This window comes from Serratia sp. CC22-02 (assembly GCF_900182895.1).
GTDB lineage: Bacteria > Pseudomonadota > Gammaproteobacteria > Enterobacterales > Enterobacteriaceae > Serratia > Serratia nevei.
Genome location: NZ_FXUD01000005.1, coordinates 1 through 18,270, shown reverse-complemented (window position 1 = coordinate 18,270; position 18,270 = coordinate 1). Strand labels below are relative to the sequence as shown.

The 18,270-nt window shown below is 61.6% G+C and carries 12 protein-coding genes, 1 tRNA gene and 2 rRNA genes; 6 read left to right on the top strand and 9 right to left on the bottom strand.

All coding sequences use genetic code 11. The features are described from left to right. Nucleotide 1 precedes the first annotated feature (1 nt). Nucleotides 2-1,063: an ABC transporter substrate-binding protein gene (locus tag QOL81_RS17110; RefSeq protein ID WP_004936660.1), complete on the bottom strand. Its 1,062-nt coding sequence runs from the start codon at nt 1,061-1,063 to the stop codon at nt 2-4. Between the two features lie 193 nt (nt 1,064-1,256). On the opposite strand from QOL81_RS17110, the gene QOL81_RS17105 reads away from it, so the two are divergent. Further along, nucleotides 1,257-1,967, top strand: coding sequence for a UTRA domain-containing protein (locus tag QOL81_RS17105; protein WP_060425131.1), 711 nt, complete (start codon nt 1,257-1,259; stop codon nt 1,965-1,967). A gap of 37 nt (nt 1,968-2,004) precedes the next feature. Here QOL81_RS17105 and metH read toward each other — a convergent pair whose 3' ends face one another. Then, complete coding sequence (gene metH / locus QOL81_RS17100; protein WP_139159296.1) at nt 2,005-5,700, bottom strand: methionine synthase; 3,696 nt, start codon at nt 5,698-5,700, stop codon at nt 2,005-2,007. 196 nt (nt 5,701-5,896) lie between these two features. On the opposite strand from metH, the gene iclR reads away from it, so the two are divergent. The 5 genes from iclR (at nt 5,897) to QOL81_RS17075 (ending at nt 11,463) form a co-directional block, all read left to right on the top strand. After that, nucleotides 5,897-6,727, top strand: coding sequence for a glyoxylate bypass operon transcriptional repressor IclR (gene iclR, locus QOL81_RS17095; RefSeq protein ID WP_004936648.1), 831 nt, complete (start codon nt 5,897-5,899; stop codon nt 6,725-6,727). Nucleotides 6,728-6,979: 252 nt separating this feature from the next. Then, nucleotides 6,980-7,519 (top strand): gluconokinase, encoded by a 540-nt coding sequence (gene gntK, locus QOL81_RS17090; RefSeq protein ID WP_038874371.1) that lies wholly within the window; start codon nt 6,980-6,982, stop codon nt 7,517-7,519. Further along, on the top strand, nt 7,516-8,853 hold the full coding sequence (gntU, locus tag QOL81_RS17085) for a gluconate transporter (protein ID WP_060425180.1): 1,338 nt from the start codon (nt 7,516-7,518) through the stop codon (nt 8,851-8,853). The genes gntK and gntU overlap by 4 nt, the downstream gene beginning before the upstream one ends. A 99-nt stretch (nt 8,854-8,952) precedes the next feature. Next, entirely contained in the window at nt 8,953-10,767 is a 1,815-nt protein-coding gene (gene edd, locus QOL81_RS17080) for a phosphogluconate dehydratase (protein WP_197757941.1), read from the top strand. A gap of 54 nt (nt 10,768-10,821) precedes the next feature. Further along, nucleotides 10,822-11,463: a bifunctional 4-hydroxy-2-oxoglutarate aldolase/2-dehydro-3-deoxy-phosphogluconate aldolase gene (locus QOL81_RS17075; protein ID WP_049201544.1), complete on the top strand. Its 642-nt coding sequence runs from the start codon at nt 10,822-10,824 to the stop codon at nt 11,461-11,463. Nucleotide 11,464: 1 nt separating this feature from the next. Here the strand turns inward: QOL81_RS17075 and aceK are convergent, their stop codons facing one another. The 7 genes from aceK to rrf (QOL81_RS17040) form a co-directional block, all read right to left on the bottom strand. Continuing rightward, nucleotides 11,465-13,219 carry a bifunctional isocitrate dehydrogenase kinase/phosphatase gene (gene aceK / locus QOL81_RS17070; RefSeq protein ID WP_060425122.1) on the bottom strand — a complete coding sequence of 585 codons (1,755 nt, stop codon included), beginning with the start codon at nt 13,217-13,219 and terminating at the stop codon, nt 11,465-11,467. A gap of 69 nt (nt 13,220-13,288) precedes the next feature. After that, nucleotides 13,289-14,596, bottom strand: coding sequence for an isocitrate lyase (aceA, locus tag QOL81_RS17065; protein ID WP_004936630.1), 1,308 nt, complete (start codon nt 14,594-14,596; stop codon nt 13,289-13,291). Between the two features lie 41 nt (nt 14,597-14,637). Next, nucleotides 14,638-16,236: a malate synthase A gene (gene aceB / locus QOL81_RS17060; protein ID WP_060425119.1), complete on the bottom strand. Its 1,599-nt coding sequence runs from the start codon at nt 16,234-16,236 to the stop codon at nt 14,638-14,640. A 374-nt stretch (nt 16,237-16,610) separates the two neighbouring features. Beyond that, complete coding sequence (gene metA, locus QOL81_RS17055) at nt 16,611-17,540, bottom strand: homoserine O-acetyltransferase MetA (protein WP_060425115.1); 930 nt, start codon at nt 17,538-17,540, stop codon at nt 16,611-16,613. Nucleotides 17,541-17,921: 381 nt separating this feature from the next. Next, nucleotides 17,922-18,037, bottom strand: a 5S ribosomal RNA gene (rrf, locus tag QOL81_RS17050). Nucleotides 18,038-18,082: 45 nt separating this feature from the next. After that, nucleotides 18,083-18,158 (bottom strand) — tRNA-Thr (locus QOL81_RS17045). A 14-nt stretch (nt 18,159-18,172) separates the two neighbouring features. Beyond that, nucleotides 18,173-18,270 (bottom strand): 5S ribosomal RNA (gene rrf, locus QOL81_RS17040); the annotation flags it as partial.

The window sequence follows — 18,270 nt, the reverse complement described above, 5'->3', positions numbered from 1 at the left end:
CTCACTGCTGCATAAACATAATGACGTTTTCCTGCCACAGACGCGGCAGCGCTTTGGCGCTCTGTTCCCAGGCCGCCGGATCGGCGATCGGGTGCGCGTTCTTGTACTGCTCGGCCGGCAGCAGCTTGGCTTTGACGTCGTCCGGCAGCGTCAGATGTTCGGCGCGGATCGGGCGGGCATAGCCGCGCGCCAGGTTGATCTGGCCAGCGTCGGAGAAGATGTATTCGCGCGCCAGCTTGGCGGCGTTCGGGTGCTTGGCGTATTTGTTGATGATGGTGGTGTAGCCGGAGGTGATCGAGCCGTCCGACGGGATCAGCACTTCAAAGCGGGTTTTGTCGATCTGGTCGCGGTAGTTCAGGCCGTTGAAGTCCCACACCACGCCGACCTGCACTTCCCCTTTCTCCAGCGATGCGATCACCGGGTTACTCAGGCTCAGGCGGCCGGCCTTGGCCAGCTTGCCGAAGAATTCCAGGCCCGGCTTGAGGTTTTTCTCGTTGCCGCCCATGGCGTAGGTGGCCGCCAGCACGCCGCTGGCCGCCTGCGACGCAGTGCCGACGTCGCCGATGGTGACCTGATAGCTGCCCTTCAGCAGATCGGCCCAGCTGTGCGGGATATCTTTCACCTGCTGTTTATTGATGATGAAGGCGATGGTGCCGGTGTAAGCCAGCGCCCAGTGGCCGTCTTTGTCTTTCGCCCAGTCCGGCACCTGATCCCAGGTGGAGGGTTTGTACGGCTGCGTTACGCCCTTCTGCACCGCCACCGGGCCGAAGGCCGCGCCGACGTCACCGATGTCCGCCGTGGCGTTGTTCTTTTCCGCATCGAATTTGGCGATCTCCTGTGCGGAGCTCATGTCGGTATCGACATGCTTCAGGCCATATTTGCTCAACAGATCTTGCCAGGTGCCTTTCCAGTTGGCCCAGCTGTCCGGCATGCCGACGCTGTTGACTTCGCCTTCTTTTTTAGCGGCCTGCTCCAGCGCCGCCAGATCGGTATCCGCGGCCCAGCTCATCTGGCTGGATAACACGATGGCACTGGTTAACACAGAAGCGCACAAACGTTTCATAACTGATGCTCCAGGTGGTAGTGTGGGGATGGCTGGACTAGTCCAGCAAGGACCAAACCAATCTAACGGACGAATGTGATAATTATATGTCAGCTTAAAAAAGCGACAGTTTTATCACCCATTGCAACGGCGAAAACGCGACGCTGGTCTACCTTAAGGGAGGCCAAACGCACTGAAACGGGACACCCGCTGTATGAGTGAAGCACCGACGACCGTAGCGACCATCTGCCAAACGCTGAACGCCCGCATCACCGCAGGCGAGTTTGCCGTGGGCGGCAAGCTGCCCTCCGAACGCGCCCTGAGCGAACAGTTCGCCACGACCCGCATTACCTTGCAGGAGGCGCTCGGTCAACTGGAGGCGCAGGGCGTCATCTACCGCCAGGTGCGGCGCGGCTGGTTCATCTCGCCCCCGCGTCTTATCTACAACCCGCTGCAGCGCAGCCATTTTCACGCCATGGCGCAGCAGCAGGGGCGCGCCGCCCATACCGAGGCGATCGACAGCGCGCTAGTCACGCTCGACGCGCCGCTGGCCGGCCGCCTGGCGCTACCCCCCGGCGCCGAGGCCTATCGCATTCGCCGGCTGCGCTATATCGACGGGCGCGCGGTGCTGTACTGCGAGCACTACCTCAACCCGGCCTATTTCCCCGGCATTCTGGAGGAAGACCTGACCCAGTCGCTGACCGCGCTGTACGCCGCGCGCTACGGCATCCACTACGGGCGGGTGCGTTTCGACATGCTGCCCACCCTGCTGCCGCAGCAGGCCGCCGCCATGCTGAAGGTGACCTACGGCAGCCCGGCGCTGTTCATTACGCGGGTGAACCGCGATCAGCACGACCGGGTGATCGATTGCGACCTGGAGTATTGGCGTTACGATGCGCTGCACATCGACGTGGAAGCGCAGTAAATGACAAGGGCGCATCGCTGCGCCCTTAAAGAGGAAATCAGTCGCCGTCGTAGCCGAGGTTAGGTGCCAGCCAGCGCTCGACCTCGCTCACGCTCATCCCTTTACGCACCGCGTAGTCTTCCACCTGATCGCGCTGGATCTGCGCCACCGCGAAGTACTTGCTTTCAGGATGGCTGAAGTACCACCCGGACACCGCCGCCCCCGGCCACATGGCGAAGGACTCCGTCAGCTCCATGCCGGTGTGGCGGTTGACGTCCAGCAGCTGCCAGATGGTCGCTTTTTCGGTGTGCTCCGGGCAGGCCGGGTAACCCGGTGCCGGCCGGATGCCCTGATAGTTTTCGCGGATCAGCTCTTCGTTGCTCAGGCTCTCGTCGGCGGCATAGCCCCAGTGCAGCTTGCGCACCTGCTCATGCAGGTATTCGGCGAAGGCCTCCGCCAAGCGATCCGCCAGCGCTTTGACCATGATTTTGTTGTAATCGTCGTGCTGCGCGTCGTAGGCCGCCGCCAACGCGTCCTCCTCCAGCCCGCCGGTCACCGCGAAGGCGCCGAAGTAGTCGGCCTTGCCGCTGCTTTTCGGCGCCACGAAGTCCGCCAGGCAGTAGTTCGGGAAGTCGGTTTTTTCCGTCTGCTGACGCAGATGGCGGCTCACCGCCAGCACCTCGTCACGCCGTTCGTCGCGGTATACTTCCACGTCGTCGCCGACGCGGTTGGCCGGGAACAGGCCGTAAACGCCGCGCGGGTTGAGGCTGCGCTCGGCGGCCAGCCGATCCAGCATCTGATTGGCGTCGTGGAACAGGCGCTTGGCCTCTTCCCCCACCACCTCGTCTTCCAGGATGCGCGGGTATTTGCCCGCCAGCGACCAGGTCATGAAGAACGGCGTCCAGTCGATGTAGTGGCGTAGCGTCTCGATGCCGGCCGCCACCGGGAACACGCCGAGCTGCCGCGGCGCCGGCGGCTGATAATCGGCCCAGTCCAGCGCCATGGCGTTGGCACGCGCCTTCTGCAAATCGACCGGCGGCGTGCGCGGCTTTTTACGCGCATGCTGAATGCGCACCGTTTCATACTCTTTGCGGGTGCGCGCCACAAACTCGTCGCGCTGGGTGGCGGACAGCAGCGCCGACACCACGCCCACGGTGCGCGAGGCGTTTTGCACGTAGGTGGTCGGGCCGCTGTAGTTCTGCTCGATTTTCACCGCGGTGTGCGCCTTGGAGGTGGTGGCGCCGCCGATCAGCAGCGGCAACGTAAAGCCCTGGCGCTCCATCTCTTTCGCCACGTTGACCATCTCGTCGAGCGACGGCGTGATCAGCCCAGACAGGCCGATGATGTCCACGTTCTCCTCGCGCGCGGTGCGCAGGATTTTCTCCGTCGGCACCATCACGCCGAGATCGACGATTTCATAGTTGTTGCACTGCAGCACCACGCCGACGATGTTCTTGCCGATGTCATGCACGTCGCCCTTCACCGTCGCCAACAGGATTTTCCCCGCAGAGGTGCCCTGTTGCTTGCTGGCCTCGATGTACGGTTCCAGATAGGCCACCGCCTGCTTCATCACGCGGGCGGATTTCACCACCTGCGGCAGGAACATCTTGCCCTCGCCGAACAGATCGCCGACCACGTTCATCCCCGCCATCAGCGGCCCTTCGATCACTTCGATCGGGCGTTCGGCCTGCTGCCGCGCTTCTTCGGTGTCCAGCTCGATAAACTCGGTGATACCCTTCACCAGCGAATATTCCAGCCGTTTCTCCACCGGCCAGCCGCGCCATTCGGCCTGCTGCACCGCCACGTCATTATCTTTGCTGCCGCGGTACTTTTCCGCCAGCTCCAGCAGGCGTTCGGTGCCGTCTTCGCGACGGTTGAGGATCACGTCCTCTACCGCCTCGCGCAGCTCGGTAGGCAGATCGTCATAAATCGCCAGCTGCCCGGCGTTGACGATGCCCATGTCCATGCCGTTGCGAATGGCGTGATACAGGAACACCGCGTGGATCGCTTCACGCACCGGATCGTTGCCGCGGAACGAGAACGACACGTTAGACACGCCACCGGAGATCATCGCGTGCGGCAGGTGGGTTTTGATATCGGCGCAGGCTTCGATAAAGTCGACGGCGTAGTTGTTGTGCTCTTCAATGCCCGTAGCGACAGCGAAAATGTTCGGGTCGAAAATGATGTCTTCCGGCGGGAAGCCGACGCGCTCGGTCAGAATGTTATAGGCGCGGCGGCAGATCTCGAACTTGCGCTCGCGGGTGTCCGCCTGCCCCACTTCGTCGAACGCCATCACCACCACCGCGGCACCGTAGCGGCGCACCAGTTTGGCGTGGTGGATAAAGGCCTCTTCGCCCTCCTTCATCGAGATCGAGTTGACGATGCCCTTGCCCTGAATGCACTTCAGGCCTTTCTCGATAACGGACCACTTGGAGGAGTCGATCATGATCGGCACCCGGGCGATATCCGGCTCGCCGGCGATCAGGTTAAGGAAGCGCACCATCGCCGCTTCGGCGTCGAGCATCCCCTCGTCCATGTTGATGTCGATGATCTGCGCGCCGCTCTCGACCTGCTGGCGCGCCACGTCGAGCGCCTCGTTGTATTTCTCTTCTTTGATCAGGCGCTTGAATCGCGCCGAACCGGTGACGTTGGTGCGCTCGCCGACGTTGACGAACAGGGTGTTGGCGTCGATGGTCAGCGGCTCCAGGCCCGCCAGGCGGCAGGCGACCGGGATCTCCGGCAACCGGCGCGGCGGCACGCCCTCCACCGCGTTGGCCATCGCGGCGATATGTTCCGGTGTGGTGCCGCAGCAGCCGCCGATGATATTGAGGAAGCCGGCCTGCGCCCACTCCCCGACCTGGCGCGCCATCTCGGCCGCATCCAGATCGTACTCGCCGAAGGCGTTCGGCAAGCCGGCGTTCGGGTGCGCGGTGACGTAGGTCTCCGAGATGCGCGCCAGCTCGGCGACGTACTGACGCAGTTCGTCCGGGCCCAGGGCGCAGTTCAGGCCGAATGTCAGCGGCTTAACGTGGCGCAGCGAATTGTAAAACGCTTCGGTGGTCTGGCCGGACAAGGTGCGGCCGGAGGCGTCGGTGATGGTGCCGGAAATCATGATCGGCAGTTCCACCCCCAGCGCTTCGAATTCGGTTTCCACCGCAAAAGCGGCGGCCTTGGCATTCAGGGTGTCGAAGATGGTTTCGATCATGATCAGATCGACGCCGCCCTCCACCAGCGCACGCGTCGATTCGCGGTAAGCCGCCACCAGCTCATCGAACGAAATGTTGCGGAACGCCGGATCGTTGACGTTCGGCGAGATGGAGGCGGTGCGGTTGGTCGGCCCCAGCACCCCGGCGACGTAGCGCGGTTTTTCCGGCGTGCGCGCCGTCCACTCATCGGCGCAGGCGCGCGCCAGACAGGCGGCCTGATAGTTAATCTCGGCGGACAGCGACTCCATGTGGTAGTCGGCCATGGCGATGGAGGTGGAGTTGAAAGTATTGGTCTCAAGGATATCGGCGCCCGCCTCGAGATAGGCGTAATGAATGGCGGTGATCACTTCCGGCTTGGTCAGCACCAGCAGATCGTTATTGCCTTTCAGATCGCTGCGCCAGTCGGCGAAACGCTCACCGCGGAAATCGCGCTCGTCCAGACGGTAGCTCTGGATCATGGTACCCATGCCGCCGTCCAACACCAAAATGCGCTGCGCTAACTGGCGGCGCAGTTGTTCTACTCGATTCGTCACTGTAACCCCTTCCATTGCCATCCAGCCCATCGCTCAACTGCCGCAAAAACCAACGAGTCATCCTAGCACAGCTTGTAGGGACAAAGGGCCAGGCGACAATTGAGAGTTTTTCAGGTTGTGCGCCAACACCTCCGATGAGCTGGCGGCGACTTGCAATTCATCGACAAAAAACGAAAATGAATTCCATCATACGGAAAAAGGAATCTCACCCATGGCCACCCCTGCTCCCGCCAAACGCGGCAAGAAGCCCCGCGCAGCAGCCCCGGCCGCCAGTGCGGCGACCGGCCAGGTACAATCGTTGACCCGTGGCCTGAAGCTGTTGGAATACATTTCGGAAGCCCAGGGCAACGTGGCGCTGACCGATCTGGCGCAGCAGGCCGGCCTGCCGAATTCCACCACCCACCGCCTGCTCACCACCATGCAGCAGCAGGGATTCGTGCGTCAGGTCGGCGATCTCGGCCTGTGGACCATCGGCTCGCACGCCTTTGTGGTCGGCAGCAGCTTCCTGCAAAGCCGCAACCTGCTGGCGATGGTGCATCCGACGCTGCGGCGCCTGATGGAAGAGTCCGGCGAAACCGTCAACCTGGCGGTGCTGGATACCAGCGAGTACCAGGCAATCATCATCGATCAGGTGCAGTGTACGGCGCTGATGCGCATGTCGGCGCCGATCGGCGGTAAACTGCCGATGCACGCCTCCGGCGCCGGCAAGGCGTTCCTCGCCACCCTGCCGGACGATCAGGTGACCAAACTGCTGCACAAGAAAGGCATGCATACCTACACGCCGCACACCCTGACGCCGCACAACCTGAAAGAGGGGCTGGCGCAGATCCGCAAACAGGGCTTCTCCTTTGACGACGAAGAGCACGCGCTCGGCCTGCGCTGCGTGGCGGCCTGTATCTTCGACGAGCACCGTGAAGCCTTCGCCGCCATCTCCATCTCCGGCCCGGTGTCGCGCATCACCGACGATCGCGTGATCGAACTGGGGGCGCTGGTGATCCACGCGGCGAAAGAGATCAGCCTGGCCTACGGCGGCGTGCGCTGATCCTACCCCTCCGAGGGCGCCCCTGCGCGCCCTCTCTCCCGATTCCTTGCTCTGTTGTCAGCATGTAACAGGCTATCGGCATCCTGTTTAGCACACGGGAAAAAAGCTTGAAGCCGATCACAGTTAACGATCCTCACGGCGAAAGCCCATTGCAACCGCTCACACTTCCTTCGACAATGTTACCGATAACATGTTACCGGTAACAATCAAGCTGAACGAAGGTAACGTCACCCGGTGTTTTGGAGCCAAGCCATGACCAACAATCAAAATCGCATTTACGTCGTTATGGGCGTTTCCGGCAGCGGCAAGTCCGCCGTCGCCGCCGCCGCGGCCCGCCAACTCTCCGCCGGTTTCCTCGACGGCGACTTCCTGCATCCGCGCAGCAACATCCTGAAGATGGCCGCCGGCGACGCGTTGAACGACGACGACCGCGCGCCGTGGCTGGCCGCGCTCAACGACGCCGCCTTCGCCATGCAGCGCACCAACAACGTGTCGATCATCGTCTGCTCGGCGCTGAAAAAGCAGTATCGCGACCGCCTGCGCGCCGGCAACGGCAACCTGTCGTTTATCTACCTGCACGGCGAGTTCCCAGTGATCGAATCCCGCCTGGCGGCGCGTAACGGCCACTTCTTCAAACCGCAGATGCTGGTCACCCAGTTCGCCGCGCTGGAGCAACCGGGCGCCGACGAAAGCGACGTGATGGCGATCGACATCAACCAACCGCTGGACGCGGTGATCGCCGATACCGTGCGCCATATCCAGAGCTTCCTGCCGCAGGACGTGTGCGCGTGAGTACCGTTACGCTGGTCGGTACCGCAGTCGGCTCGGTTTTACTGCTGTTATTCCTGGTGATGAAGGCGCGCATGCACGCCTTCGTCGCGTTGATGCTGGTGTCCATCGCCGCCGGCATTTTCTCCGGCATGCCGCTGGACCATATCGCAGACACCATGCAAAAAGGCATGGGCGACACGCTGGGCTTTCTGGCGATCGTGGTGGCGCTGGGGGCGATGTTCGGCAAGATCCTGCATGAGGTCGGCGCGCTCGATCAAATTGCGGCGCAATTGCTGAAACGATTCGGACAAAGCAAGGCGCACTATGCGCTCGGCATCGCCGGCCTGATCTGCGCGCTGCCGCTGTTCTTCGACGTGGCGGTGGTGCTGCTGATCGGCATCGTGTTCGCCGTGGCGCGCCGCACCGACGGCAATATCGTCAAGCTGGCGATCCCGCTGTTCGCCGGCGTGGCCGCCGCCGCCTCCTTCCTGCTGCCGGGGCCGGTGCCGATGCTGCTGGCTTCGCAGATGAAGGCCGACTTCGGCTGGATGATCGCCATCGGCCTGGTGGCGGCGGTGATCGGCATGCTGATCGCCGGCCCGCTGTACGGCAGCTTTATCAGCCGCTTCGTCAACTGGCCAATGCCACCGGAAGAGAACGAGCCGACGCTGACCAAGGGCAATCTGCCGTCATTCGGCTTCAGCCTGGCGCTGGTGCTGTGCCCGCTGGTGCTGGTCGGCATGAAAACCATCGGCGCGCGGCTGGTCACTCCGGGTTCACAGCTGCAGCAGTGGCTGGAGTTTATCGGCCACCCGTTTACCGCCATTCTGCTGGCCTGCCTGATCGTGATTTACGGCCTGGCGAAACCGCGCGGCATGAGCAACGAACAGACGCTGGCCATCTGCTCCGCCGCGGTGCAACCGGCCGGGATCATCCTACTGATGACCGGCGCCGGCGGGGTGTTCAAACAGATCCTGGTGGATTCCGGCGTAGGGCCGGCGCTGGGTGACGCCATGATCGGCGCCGGCCTGCCGATCGCCGTGGCCGCCTTTGCGCTCTCCGCCATGGTGCGGGTGATTCAGGGCTCGGCCACCGTCGCCTGCCTGACCACCGTCGGCCTGGTGCTGCCGGTCACCAGCCAGCTCGGATTGAACGGCGGGCAGCTGGCCGCGCTGGCTATCTGCATCGCCGGCGGCTCCATCGTGCTGAGCCACGTCAACGACGCCGGTTTCTGGCTGTTCGGCAAATTCACCGGCGCCAACGAACTGCAAACGCTGAAAACCTGGACGGTGATGGAAACGATTCTGGGCAGCGTCGGCGGCGCTATCGGCATGATGGCATTCACGATGTTTTAAAATCCCAAATCGCCCCCGGCCTTGCACACCAGGGCTGCAAATCACCACCGGGGGCACCGCCACAGGCGGCGACTATAACAACAGCAATGTGAGGAAGGCATGATTAACCCAACCTTGTCCCGTGTCACACAGCGCATCACCCACCGTTCCCAGGCCAGCCGTGCCGCCTATCTGGCGCGTATCGAAGCGGCCCGTTCCCAAACCGTCCACCGCGCGCAGCTGGCCTGCGGCAACCTGGCCCACGGCTTCGCCGCCTGTCAGCCCGATGACAAGACGGCGCTGAAAAACATGGTGCGCAGCGATATCGCCATCATCACCGCCTATAACGACATGCTGTCGGCCCACCAGCCGTACGAACACTACCCGCAGCGGCTGAAACAGGCGCTGCAGGCGGTGGGCGCCGTGGGCCAGGTAGCCGGCGGCGTGCCGGCGATGTGCGACGGCGTGACGCAGGGGCAGGACGGCATGGAGCTGTCGCTGATGAGCCGTGACGTGATCGCCATGTCGGCCGCCGTCGGCCTGTCGCACAACATGTTCGACGGCGCGCTGTTCCTCGGCATCTGCGACAAGATCGTGCCCGGGCTGGTGATGGCCGCCCTCTCCTTCGGCCACCTGCCCGCGCTGTTCGTGCCGGCCGGCCCGATGAGCAGCGGTTTACCCAACAAGGAAAAGGTACGCGTGCGCCAGCTGTACGCCGAGGGCAAAGCCGACCGCTTGGCTCTGCTGGAAGCCGAGGCCGCGTCCTATCACGGCATCGGCACCTGCACCTTCTACGGCACCGCCAACACCAACCAGATGGTGATGGAAGTGATGGGCCTGCACCTGCCGGGCTCCTCTTTCGTACATCCGGACACGCCGCTGCGCGATGCGTTGAACGACGCCGCCGCGCGCCAGGTGACGCGACTGACCGACACCGCCGGCAACTACCTGCCGATCGGCCGCCTGGTGGACGAGAAAGTGGTGGTAAACGGCATCGTCTCGCTGCTGGCCACCGGCGGCTCCACCAACCTGACCATGCATCTGGTGGCGATGGCGCGCGCAGCAGGCATCATCATTACCTGGGACGATTTCTCGGAACTGTCGGAGGCGGTGCCGCTGCTGTGCCGCATCTATCCGAACGGCCCGGCCGACATCAACCAGTTCCAGGCCGCCGGCGGCGTGCCGCTGGTGGTGCGCGAGCTGCTGCAACATGGGCTGCTGCACGAAGACGTGCACACCGTGGCCGGTTTCGGCCTGCACCGCTACACCCAGGAACCCTGGCTGGATAATGGCCAGCTGGTGTGGCGTGAAGGCGTGGCCGGTTCGCTCGACACCAGCGTGATCGCCAGCGTCGCTCAGCCGTTTGAGCATCACGGCGGCACCAAAGTGATGGCCGGCAATCTGGGCCGTGCGGTGATGAAAACCTCGGCGGTGCCCGCCGACAACCAGATTATCGAAGCGCCGGCGGTGGTGTTCGACAGCCAGCACGACATCGTGCCGGCGTTCGAAGCCGGCAAGCTGGATCGCGATTGCGTGGTGGTGGTGCGCTTCCAGGGGCCACAAGCCAACGGCATGCCGGAGCTGCACAAGCTGATGCCGCCGCTGGGCGTGCTGATAGATCGCGGCTTCAAAGTGGCGCTGGTGACCGACGGCCGCCTGTCAGGCGCCTCCGGCAAGGTGCCTTCCGCCATCCACGTCACCCCGGAAGCCTATACCGGCGGCCTGCTGGCGAAAGTGCGCGACGGCGATCCGATCCGCGTCAACGGCCGCAGCGGCGAGCTGCAGGTGCTGGTCGACGCCGACGAACTGGCCCAGCGCGCGCCATGCCAGCCCGATCTGAGCGCAGAACACATCGGCTGCGGCCGCGAGCTGTTCGGCGCGCTGCGCAGCCAGCTGTCCGGCGCCGAGCAGGGCGCCTGCTGCATCAAATTTTAATCGATAGCCTGGCCGCATCGCCGCCTGGCGGCGGCCACAGAGGAGAACGTCATCATGAACCAATGGAAAACAAGCGCCGAGCAGATCCTGACGGCGGGGCCGGTGGTGCCGGTCATCGTGATCAACAAGCTGGAACATGCGGTACCGCTGGCGAAAGCGCTGGTCGCCGGCGGCGTGCGGGTGCTGGAAGTGACGCTGCGCACCGCCTGCGCCATGGACGCCATTCGCGCCATCGCCCAAGAAGTGCCGGAAGCGATCATCGGCGCCGGTACCGTGATCAATCCCCAGCAGCTGCGTGAAGTGACCGAGGCCGGTGCGCAGTTCGCCATCAGCCCGGGGCTGACCGACGAGCTGCTCAAGGCGGCCACCGCCGGGTCCATTCCGCTTATTCCGGGCATCAGCACCGTTTCCGAGCTGATGCTGGGCATGGATTACGGCCTGCGCGAGTTTAAATTCTTCCCGGCGGAAGCCAACGGCGGCGTAAAAGCGCTGCAGGCGATCGGCGGCCCGTTCCCGCAGGTGCGCTTCTGCCCGACCGGCGGTATCTCGCCGGACAATTACCGCAGCTATCTGGCGCTGAAAAGCGTGCTGTGCATCGGCGGCTCCTGGCTGGTGCCGGCGGACGCGCTGGAAAGCGGCGACTACGCCCGCATCACCGAACTGGCGCGCGCCGCCGTCGCGGGCGCCCAGGCCTGATTTACATCGCAGCGGTGGCGGCCGGCAGCGCCGCCCCGCTGCGCTGGCTGAACCGCTGCTTCTTGCGGTAAGCGAACACGTCTTCCACGTGCCCCTCGCGGATGCGCTGCTGCAACCCGCGCCAATACTCAGCGGTAAACAGATCGCTGTGCAACTCCTCAAACACCTGCCGAATGCGCCGATCGCCGCACAGGAAGTGACGGAACTCCTCCGGGAACACGTCATTGGGCGCGATGCTGTACCACGGCTCACTGGCCAGCTCGTCCTCCGGATAACGCGGCGGCGGAATGTCGCGGAAGTTAACCTCGGTCATGTAGCAAATTTCGTCGTAGTCGTAGAACACCACCCGCCCGTGGCGCGTCACGCCAAAGTTCTTGAACAGCATGTCGCCGGGGAAGATATTGGCGGCGGCCAGCTGCTTGATGGCATTGCCGTACTCTTCGATCGCATCGCGCATCTGCTGGTCGTTGGCCTGCTCCAGATACAGGTTCAGCGGCGTCATGCGCCGTTCCATATACAGGTGCTTGATCACGATGCGATCGCCGAGATCTTCCAGTTTGCCCGGCACTTCGCGCTGCAGTTCCGCCAACAGCGCCGGACTGAGGCGCGCCTTGTCGACGACGAAATTCTCGTACTCCTGGGTATCCGCCATGCGCCCGACGCGATCGTGCTCTTTCACCAGCTGATAGCAGGCCATCACCTGCGCCTGCGTCACCTCTTTTTGCGGGGCGAACTCGTCCTTGATCACTTTGAATACCCGGTCGAAAGACGGCAAGGTGAACACCAGCATCACCATGCCCTTCACCCCCGGCGCGATGATAAATTGCTCCTGCGACTGCGCCATAAAGGTCAGGTATTCGCGATAGCATTCGGTTTTGCCATGCTTCTGGCAGCCGATCGCCATGTACAGCTCGGCGGTGGTTTTGCCCGGCAGGATCTCACGCAGCCACTCCACCATCGCCGCCGGCAGCGGCGCGTAGACCATGAAATAAGAACGGGCGAAGCCGAAGACGATGCTGGCCTCAGCCTTACCGGTCAGGCAGGCGTCGATAAACAGCGCGCCCGATTCGCTGTGGTGGATAGGCAGCAAGAACGGATAAACGCCGTCGGCCAGGCGCAGCTTGCCGACCAGCCAAGCGGCCTTGTTGCGGTAGAACAGTTCGTTGGCGATCTGGAAGGTTGCCCCCGCCAGCTGCTGTGCGCTGAAGGCGCGTTGCAGCGCCTGAGTGATGTAGCGAATATCGCGCGTCAAATCCTCCCACGGCAGACGCAGCGGCAGATCGCTCAGTACGCTGCGCAGCATCGCCGGCAGATCGCCATTGGGCGTGAAATCGCGCGCCAGCGGACGCGGAATATCGCGAAAGCGCCGCTCCGGCTGCGAACTGAAGACGAACAGCTTGTCCGGCGTCAGATCGCGGTGCTTGAACAGCCGGCAGTAGACCGAGTTAAAAAAGCTTTCGGCGATCTCGAAACGCGGATAGTCCGGCAGCAGGTCGATATAGACCGCTTTGACCCGGCTGGGGAAGTCGGCGTCGAAGTATTTCTGCCCGGTGATGCATTTGAGCTGCTCCACCACCAGGCCGACGTGATGGTCGTACAGATGGATGCGCTTTTTCATCGCCTGCTGCACCGCCGGCCAGTCCGCCTGCTCGAAGCGCTGCTGCGCGCCGGCGGTCACTTCCAGAAAGCGGCCGTACTGCGCATCGAAGCCCTGCAGGATCGTCTGTGCGATCAACAACTCCAGTTTTGCCGCCATCCTTACCCCCGCCAGAAAAAGAAGCCTGCGCATGCAGGCTCCGGGTGAAACGTCTTCAAGCTTGCCGCATCAGAACTGCTGTTCTTCCGTCGAACCGGTCAGCGCGGTGACCGAAGAGGCGCCGCCCTGAATGATGGTGGTGACCTTGTCGAAGTAGCCGGTACCCACCTCTTGCTGGTGCGACGCGAAGGTGTAGCCGCGATCCACCGCGGCGAACTCCGCCTGCTGCACCTTCTCGACGTAGTGTTTCATGCCCTCGCCCTGCGCATAGGCGTGCGCCAGGTCGAACATGTTGAACCACATGCTGTGGATGCCCGCCAGCGTAATGAACTGATACTTGTAGCCCATGTCCGACAGCGCCTGCTGGAAGCGGGCGATGGTCTGGTCGTCGAGGTTCTTCTTCCAGTTGAACGACGGCGAGCAGTTGTAGGCCAGCAGCTTGCCCGGGTATTTGGCGTGGATGGCGTCGGCGAAGCGCTGAGCGGCATCCAGATCCGGCGTTGAGGTTTCGCACCACACCATATCCGCGTAAGGGGCGTAAGCCAGGCCGCGGCTGATCGCCTGCTCGACGCCGGCATGGGTACGGAAGAAGCCTTCCGCCGTGCGCTCGCCGGTGACGAAGGCGCTGTCATACGGATCGCAATCGGAAGTCAGCAGATCGGCCGCATCGGCGTCGGTGCGGGCGATCACCAGCGTCGGCACGCCGAGCACGTCGGCCGCCAGGCGCGCGGCGACCAGTTTCTGGATCGCTTCTTGCGTCGGCACCAGCACTTTGCCGCCCATATGGCCGCATTTCTTCACCGCCGCCAGCTGGTCTTCAAAGTGCACCCCGGCGGCGCCAGCGGTGATCATCGCTTTCATCAGCTCGAAGGCGTTCAGCACGCCGCCGAAGCCGGCTTCCGCATCGGCGACGATCGGCAGGAAATAATCGGTGTAGCCTTTGCTGCCCGGCTCAATCTGGTTAGCCCATTGGATCTGATCGGCGCGGCGGAAGGTATTGTTGATGCGCTCGACGACCTTCGGCACCGAGTCCACCGGATACAGCGACTGGTCAGGGTACATGGCCGCCGCGCTGTTGGCGTCCGCCGCCACCTGCCAACCGGACAGGTAGATAGCCTCGACGCCGGCTTTGGCCTGCTGCAGCGCCTGGCCGCCGGTCAGCGCGCCCAGGCAGTTCACGTAGCCTTTGCGCGCCTTGCCGTTCAACAATGCCCACAGTTTGGCGGCGCCGTTTTGCGCCAGGGTGCATTCCGGGTTGACCGAACCGCGCAGGTTGATCACGTCTTCGGCGCTGTAAGGGCGGGTAATGCCTTCCCAACGGGCCGATTTCCATTCCTGTTCCAGCTGCTGGATCTGTTGAGAGCGAGAGGTAGACATAATTTTTATCCTTTCAGTCGTGTAGGGTTAATTGGGAAAACTCAGGCCAGCAGCTCATAGCCGGGCAGCGTCAGGAAATCGATTAATTCATCTTGCGTGGTGATGCGCTCCATCAGGCGCGCCGCCTCTTCGAACCGGCCGGCGTTAAAGCGCGCTTCCCCCACTTCTTCACGCACCACCAACATCTCTTCTTGCAGCATTTGGCGGAACAGCGCCTTGGTGACCGGACGCCCGTCGCTCAGGCTCTTCTCGTGGTGGATCCACTGCCAGATTGACGTACGGGAGATTTCCGCCGTCGCCGCATCTTCCATCAAACCGTAAATCGGTACGCAACCGTTGCCGGAGATCCAGGCTTCGATGTACTGCACCGCCACGCGGATATTGGCGCGCATCCCCGCCTCGGTGCGTTCGCCGTCGCACGGTGCCAGCAGCTGTGCGGCGCTGATCGGCGCGTCTTGCTCACGCAGCACCTCCAGCTGGTTTTGGCGATCGCCCAATGCTTTGCCAAATACCTCCATCACCGTATCCGCCAGCCCCGGGTGCGCCACCCAGGTGCCGTCGTGGCCGTTGCTGGCCTCCAGCTCTTTGTCCGCCCGTACCTTATTCAACACCCAGTCATTTTTCTCGGCGTCTTTGCTCGGGATAAACGCCGCCATACCGCCCATGGCGAACGCGCCGCGCTTGTGACAGGTTTTGATCAACAGACGCGAATAGGCGCTGAGGAAAGGTTTCTCCATGGTCACCGACTGACGATCCGGCAGCACGCGATCGCCATGATTCTTCAGCGTTTTGATGTAGCTGAAGATGTAATCCCAGCGGCCGCAGTTCAGGCCGACGATGTGGTCGCGCAGGTGGTAGAGAATTTCGTCCATCTGGAACACCGCCGGCAGGGTTTCGATCAGCACGGTCGCTTTGATGGTGCCGCGCGGCAGATCGAAACGATCCTCGGTAAAGCTGAAGACATCACTCCACCAGGCCGCCTCTTCCCAGGACTGGGTTTTCGGCAGATAGAAATACGGCCCGCTGCCCTTGGCCAGCAGCTGGCGATAGTTGTGGTAGAAGTACAGCGCGAAATCGAACAGGCCGCCGGGAATGGCTTCATCACGCCACAGCACGTGTTTTTCCGGCAAATGCAGGCCGCGCACGCGAGCGATCAATACCGCCGGGTTCGGTTTCAGCTGGTAGATTTTGCCTGCTTCATTGGTGTAGGAAATGGTGCCGTTAACCGCATCGTGCAGGTTAATTTGGCCGTCGATGACTTTGTCCCAGCTTGGCGCCAGCGAGTCTTCGAAGTCCGCCATGAATACTTTTACGTTGGCATTAAGCGCATTGATCACCATCTTGCGCTCAACCGGCCCGGTGATCTCGACCCGGCGGTCACGCAAATCTTGTGGAATGCCGCGGATCTGCCAGTCACCTTCACGAATGGAAGTGGTTTCCGAAATAAATCCCGGCAGTTCGCCGCGATCGATATTTTGCTGCCAGCGGACACGCGCCGCCAGCAGCTCGTTGCGCCGCAGCGTGAATTTCCCCACCAGTTCCGCCAGGAATTCAACCGCCTCATCGGTCAACACCTGGCGCTCCGCTGCGGCGAAACCCTGCGTAAACCTTAACTCCGTGCCTGCTATCTGTTGTGTCATGACCTTGCTCCTTCCCATCGTTGCGCTCGCGCGACCGGCGCATTTTCATCAGAAATCACTGTGGATCAGGGCGGATGAAACGATCCTCAACTGGTCAGATCTCATCCCGATAGCTCTAAGAATACTCAACAAAAAATAAAAATCAAAAACCATTTCCATTTTATTATTAAATATTTTATTAACACTTTATTATCAATTGGTTAGATAAAATAACAATAATGACAGGTAAGGAAATCGCTTCCATCAGAGTGATAAAGATGCGCTAACGCCTTGTTTAACAATGGACTTTAAGGAGGTGTGACGGAGAAAAAGAGGATCGTTCAGAGGATCAACGGCGCGGCGGCCTCGATTCAGCCGCCGGCGAGCAGAAAAAATCAGTCGAGCGTCGGATTCATATGGCGCAGATCATACGGCGTGATCTGGTAGACGTAATAGTTGAGCCAGTTGGAGAACAGCAGATGGCCATGGCTGCGCCAGGTGGCTTTCGGTGTCAGTGCGGGGTTGTCATCGGGGAAGTAGTTGAGTGGAACGGCGGGATCGAGGCCGGCTTCGTTATCGCGACAATACTCTCCTGCCAGGGTCAGCGTATCGTATTCCGGATGGCCGGTGACAAACGCCAGGCGCTTGTCCCTGCTGGCAAACAGGTAGGCGCCGGCCTGCTCGGATTCGGCCAGAACATCCAGGTCGGTATATTGACGGATCACCTCGGTCGGGAAATCGGCATAGCGTGAATGCGGCGCCAGGAAGCTTTCGTCGAAGCCGCGTGTCAGCAACGCATGCTGCTGCAGCGTTTGGTGCGGATAAACGCCGGAGAGCTTCACCTCGCGCGTCATCTTGGGAATGCCATACAGAATATTCAACGCCGCCTGTACCGCCCAGCACACGAACAGCGTGGAGGTAACGTGGTGCTTGGCCCAGTCGATCACGCGCTCGATCTGCGGCCAGTAGGCAACATCGCAGAAATCGACCAGCCCCAGCGGCGCGCCGGTAACGATCAAACCATCGAAGTTCTCGTTCTGGATATCCTCGAAGTCGCAGTAGAAGTTATTCAGATGCTCGGCCGGCGTGTTCTTCGATTCGCGGCTATCGATACGCAGCAGCTGGATATCAATCTGCAGCGGCGAGTTGGACAGCAGGCGCAAAAACTGGTTTTCCGTTTCGATCTTCTTTGGCATCAGGTTGAGGATCAGCACTTTCAGTGGCCTGATTTCCTGTGTTTTTGCCCGCGAGGATGTCATCACGAAGACATTCTCACCGCGCAAGAAATTGACCGCAGGTAACTCATCAGGAACACGAATCGGCATTGCTTAACCCTCACACATCCATTTATACGTTTAGACTTCTAGATGCCCGAAGATAGCGTTTTTTTCCGTCGATGTCGAGCATTCGGCGGAAAGGTGAAAATGTTTCATTGCGCGCTCTGCGCCAAGATATGAGGAGGGGGAGTAAAGGGACTGAAAAGCAAAAAGGCCATCCTTTCGGATGGCCTCTTGGCTTATTTGATGCTTGGCAGTGTCCTACAGTATTCGTCTCATCCTGAGACTCTCCCCTGCGGGGCCGCCGCAAGCGGCGTTAAGGCCCGTTCCCGACGGGCCTTTCGCATGCCCATGCTCGAGCAGAACACCAAATAACAGACAAAACAAAAAGCCCCATGCTTTCGCATGAGGCTTGTTGTTTTATTTGATGCTTGGCAGTGTCCTACTCTCGCATGGGGAGACCCCACACTACCATCGGCGCTACGGCGTTTCACTTCTGAGTTCGGCATGGGGTCAGGTGGGACCACCGCGCTATTGCCGCCAAGCAAATTCTTTTTTCTGCCGAACTTCTAAACCCACTTTAAATAAAGTGGTGCTGATACCCAGAGTCGAACTGGGGACCTCACCCTTACCAAGGGTGCGCTCTACCAACTGAGCCATATCAGCACGCTTAATTTGATGCCTGGCAGTGTCCTACTCTCGCATGGGGAGACCCCACACTACCATCGGCGCTACGGCGTTTCACTTCTGAGTTCGGCATGGGGTCAGGTGGGACCAC

Excerpts from the sequence above, each read along its gene's own strand:
- metA (WP_060425115.1), bottom strand. The coding sequence starts at position 17,540 with ATGCCGATTCGTGTTCCTGATGAGTTACCTGCGGTCAATTTCTTGCGC.
- metH (WP_139159296.1), bottom strand. The coding sequence starts at position 5,700 with ATGGAAGGGGTTACAGTGACGAATCGAGTAGAACAACTGCGCCGCCAG.
- QOL81_RS17105 (WP_060425131.1), top strand. The coding sequence starts at position 1,257 with ATGAGTGAAGCACCGACGACCGTAGCGACCATCTGCCAAACGCTGAAC.
- QOL81_RS17075 (WP_049201544.1), top strand. The coding sequence starts at position 10,822 with ATGAACCAATGGAAAACAAGCGCCGAGCAGATCCTGACGGCGGGGCCG.
- aceA (WP_004936630.1), bottom strand. The coding sequence starts at position 14,596 with ATGTCTACCTCTCGCTCTCAACAGATCCAGCAGCTGGAACAGGAATGG.
- iclR (WP_004936648.1), top strand. The coding sequence starts at position 5,897 with ATGGCCACCCCTGCTCCCGCCAAACGCGGCAAGAAGCCCCGCGCAGCA.
- gntK (WP_038874371.1), top strand. The coding sequence starts at position 6,980 with ATGACCAACAATCAAAATCGCATTTACGTCGTTATGGGCGTTTCCGGC.
- QOL81_RS17110 (WP_004936660.1), bottom strand. The coding sequence starts at position 1,063 with ATGAAACGTTTGTGCGCTTCTGTGTTAACCAGTGCCATCGTGTTATCC.
- aceB (WP_060425119.1), bottom strand. The coding sequence starts at position 16,236 with ATGACACAACAGATAGCAGGCACGGAGTTAAGGTTTACGCAGGGTTTC.
- aceK (WP_060425122.1), bottom strand. The coding sequence starts at position 13,219 with ATGGCGGCAAAACTGGAGTTGTTGATCGCACAGACGATCCTGCAGGGC.
- edd (WP_197757941.1), top strand. The coding sequence starts at position 8,953 with ATGATTAACCCAACCTTGTCCCGTGTCACACAGCGCATCACCCACCGT.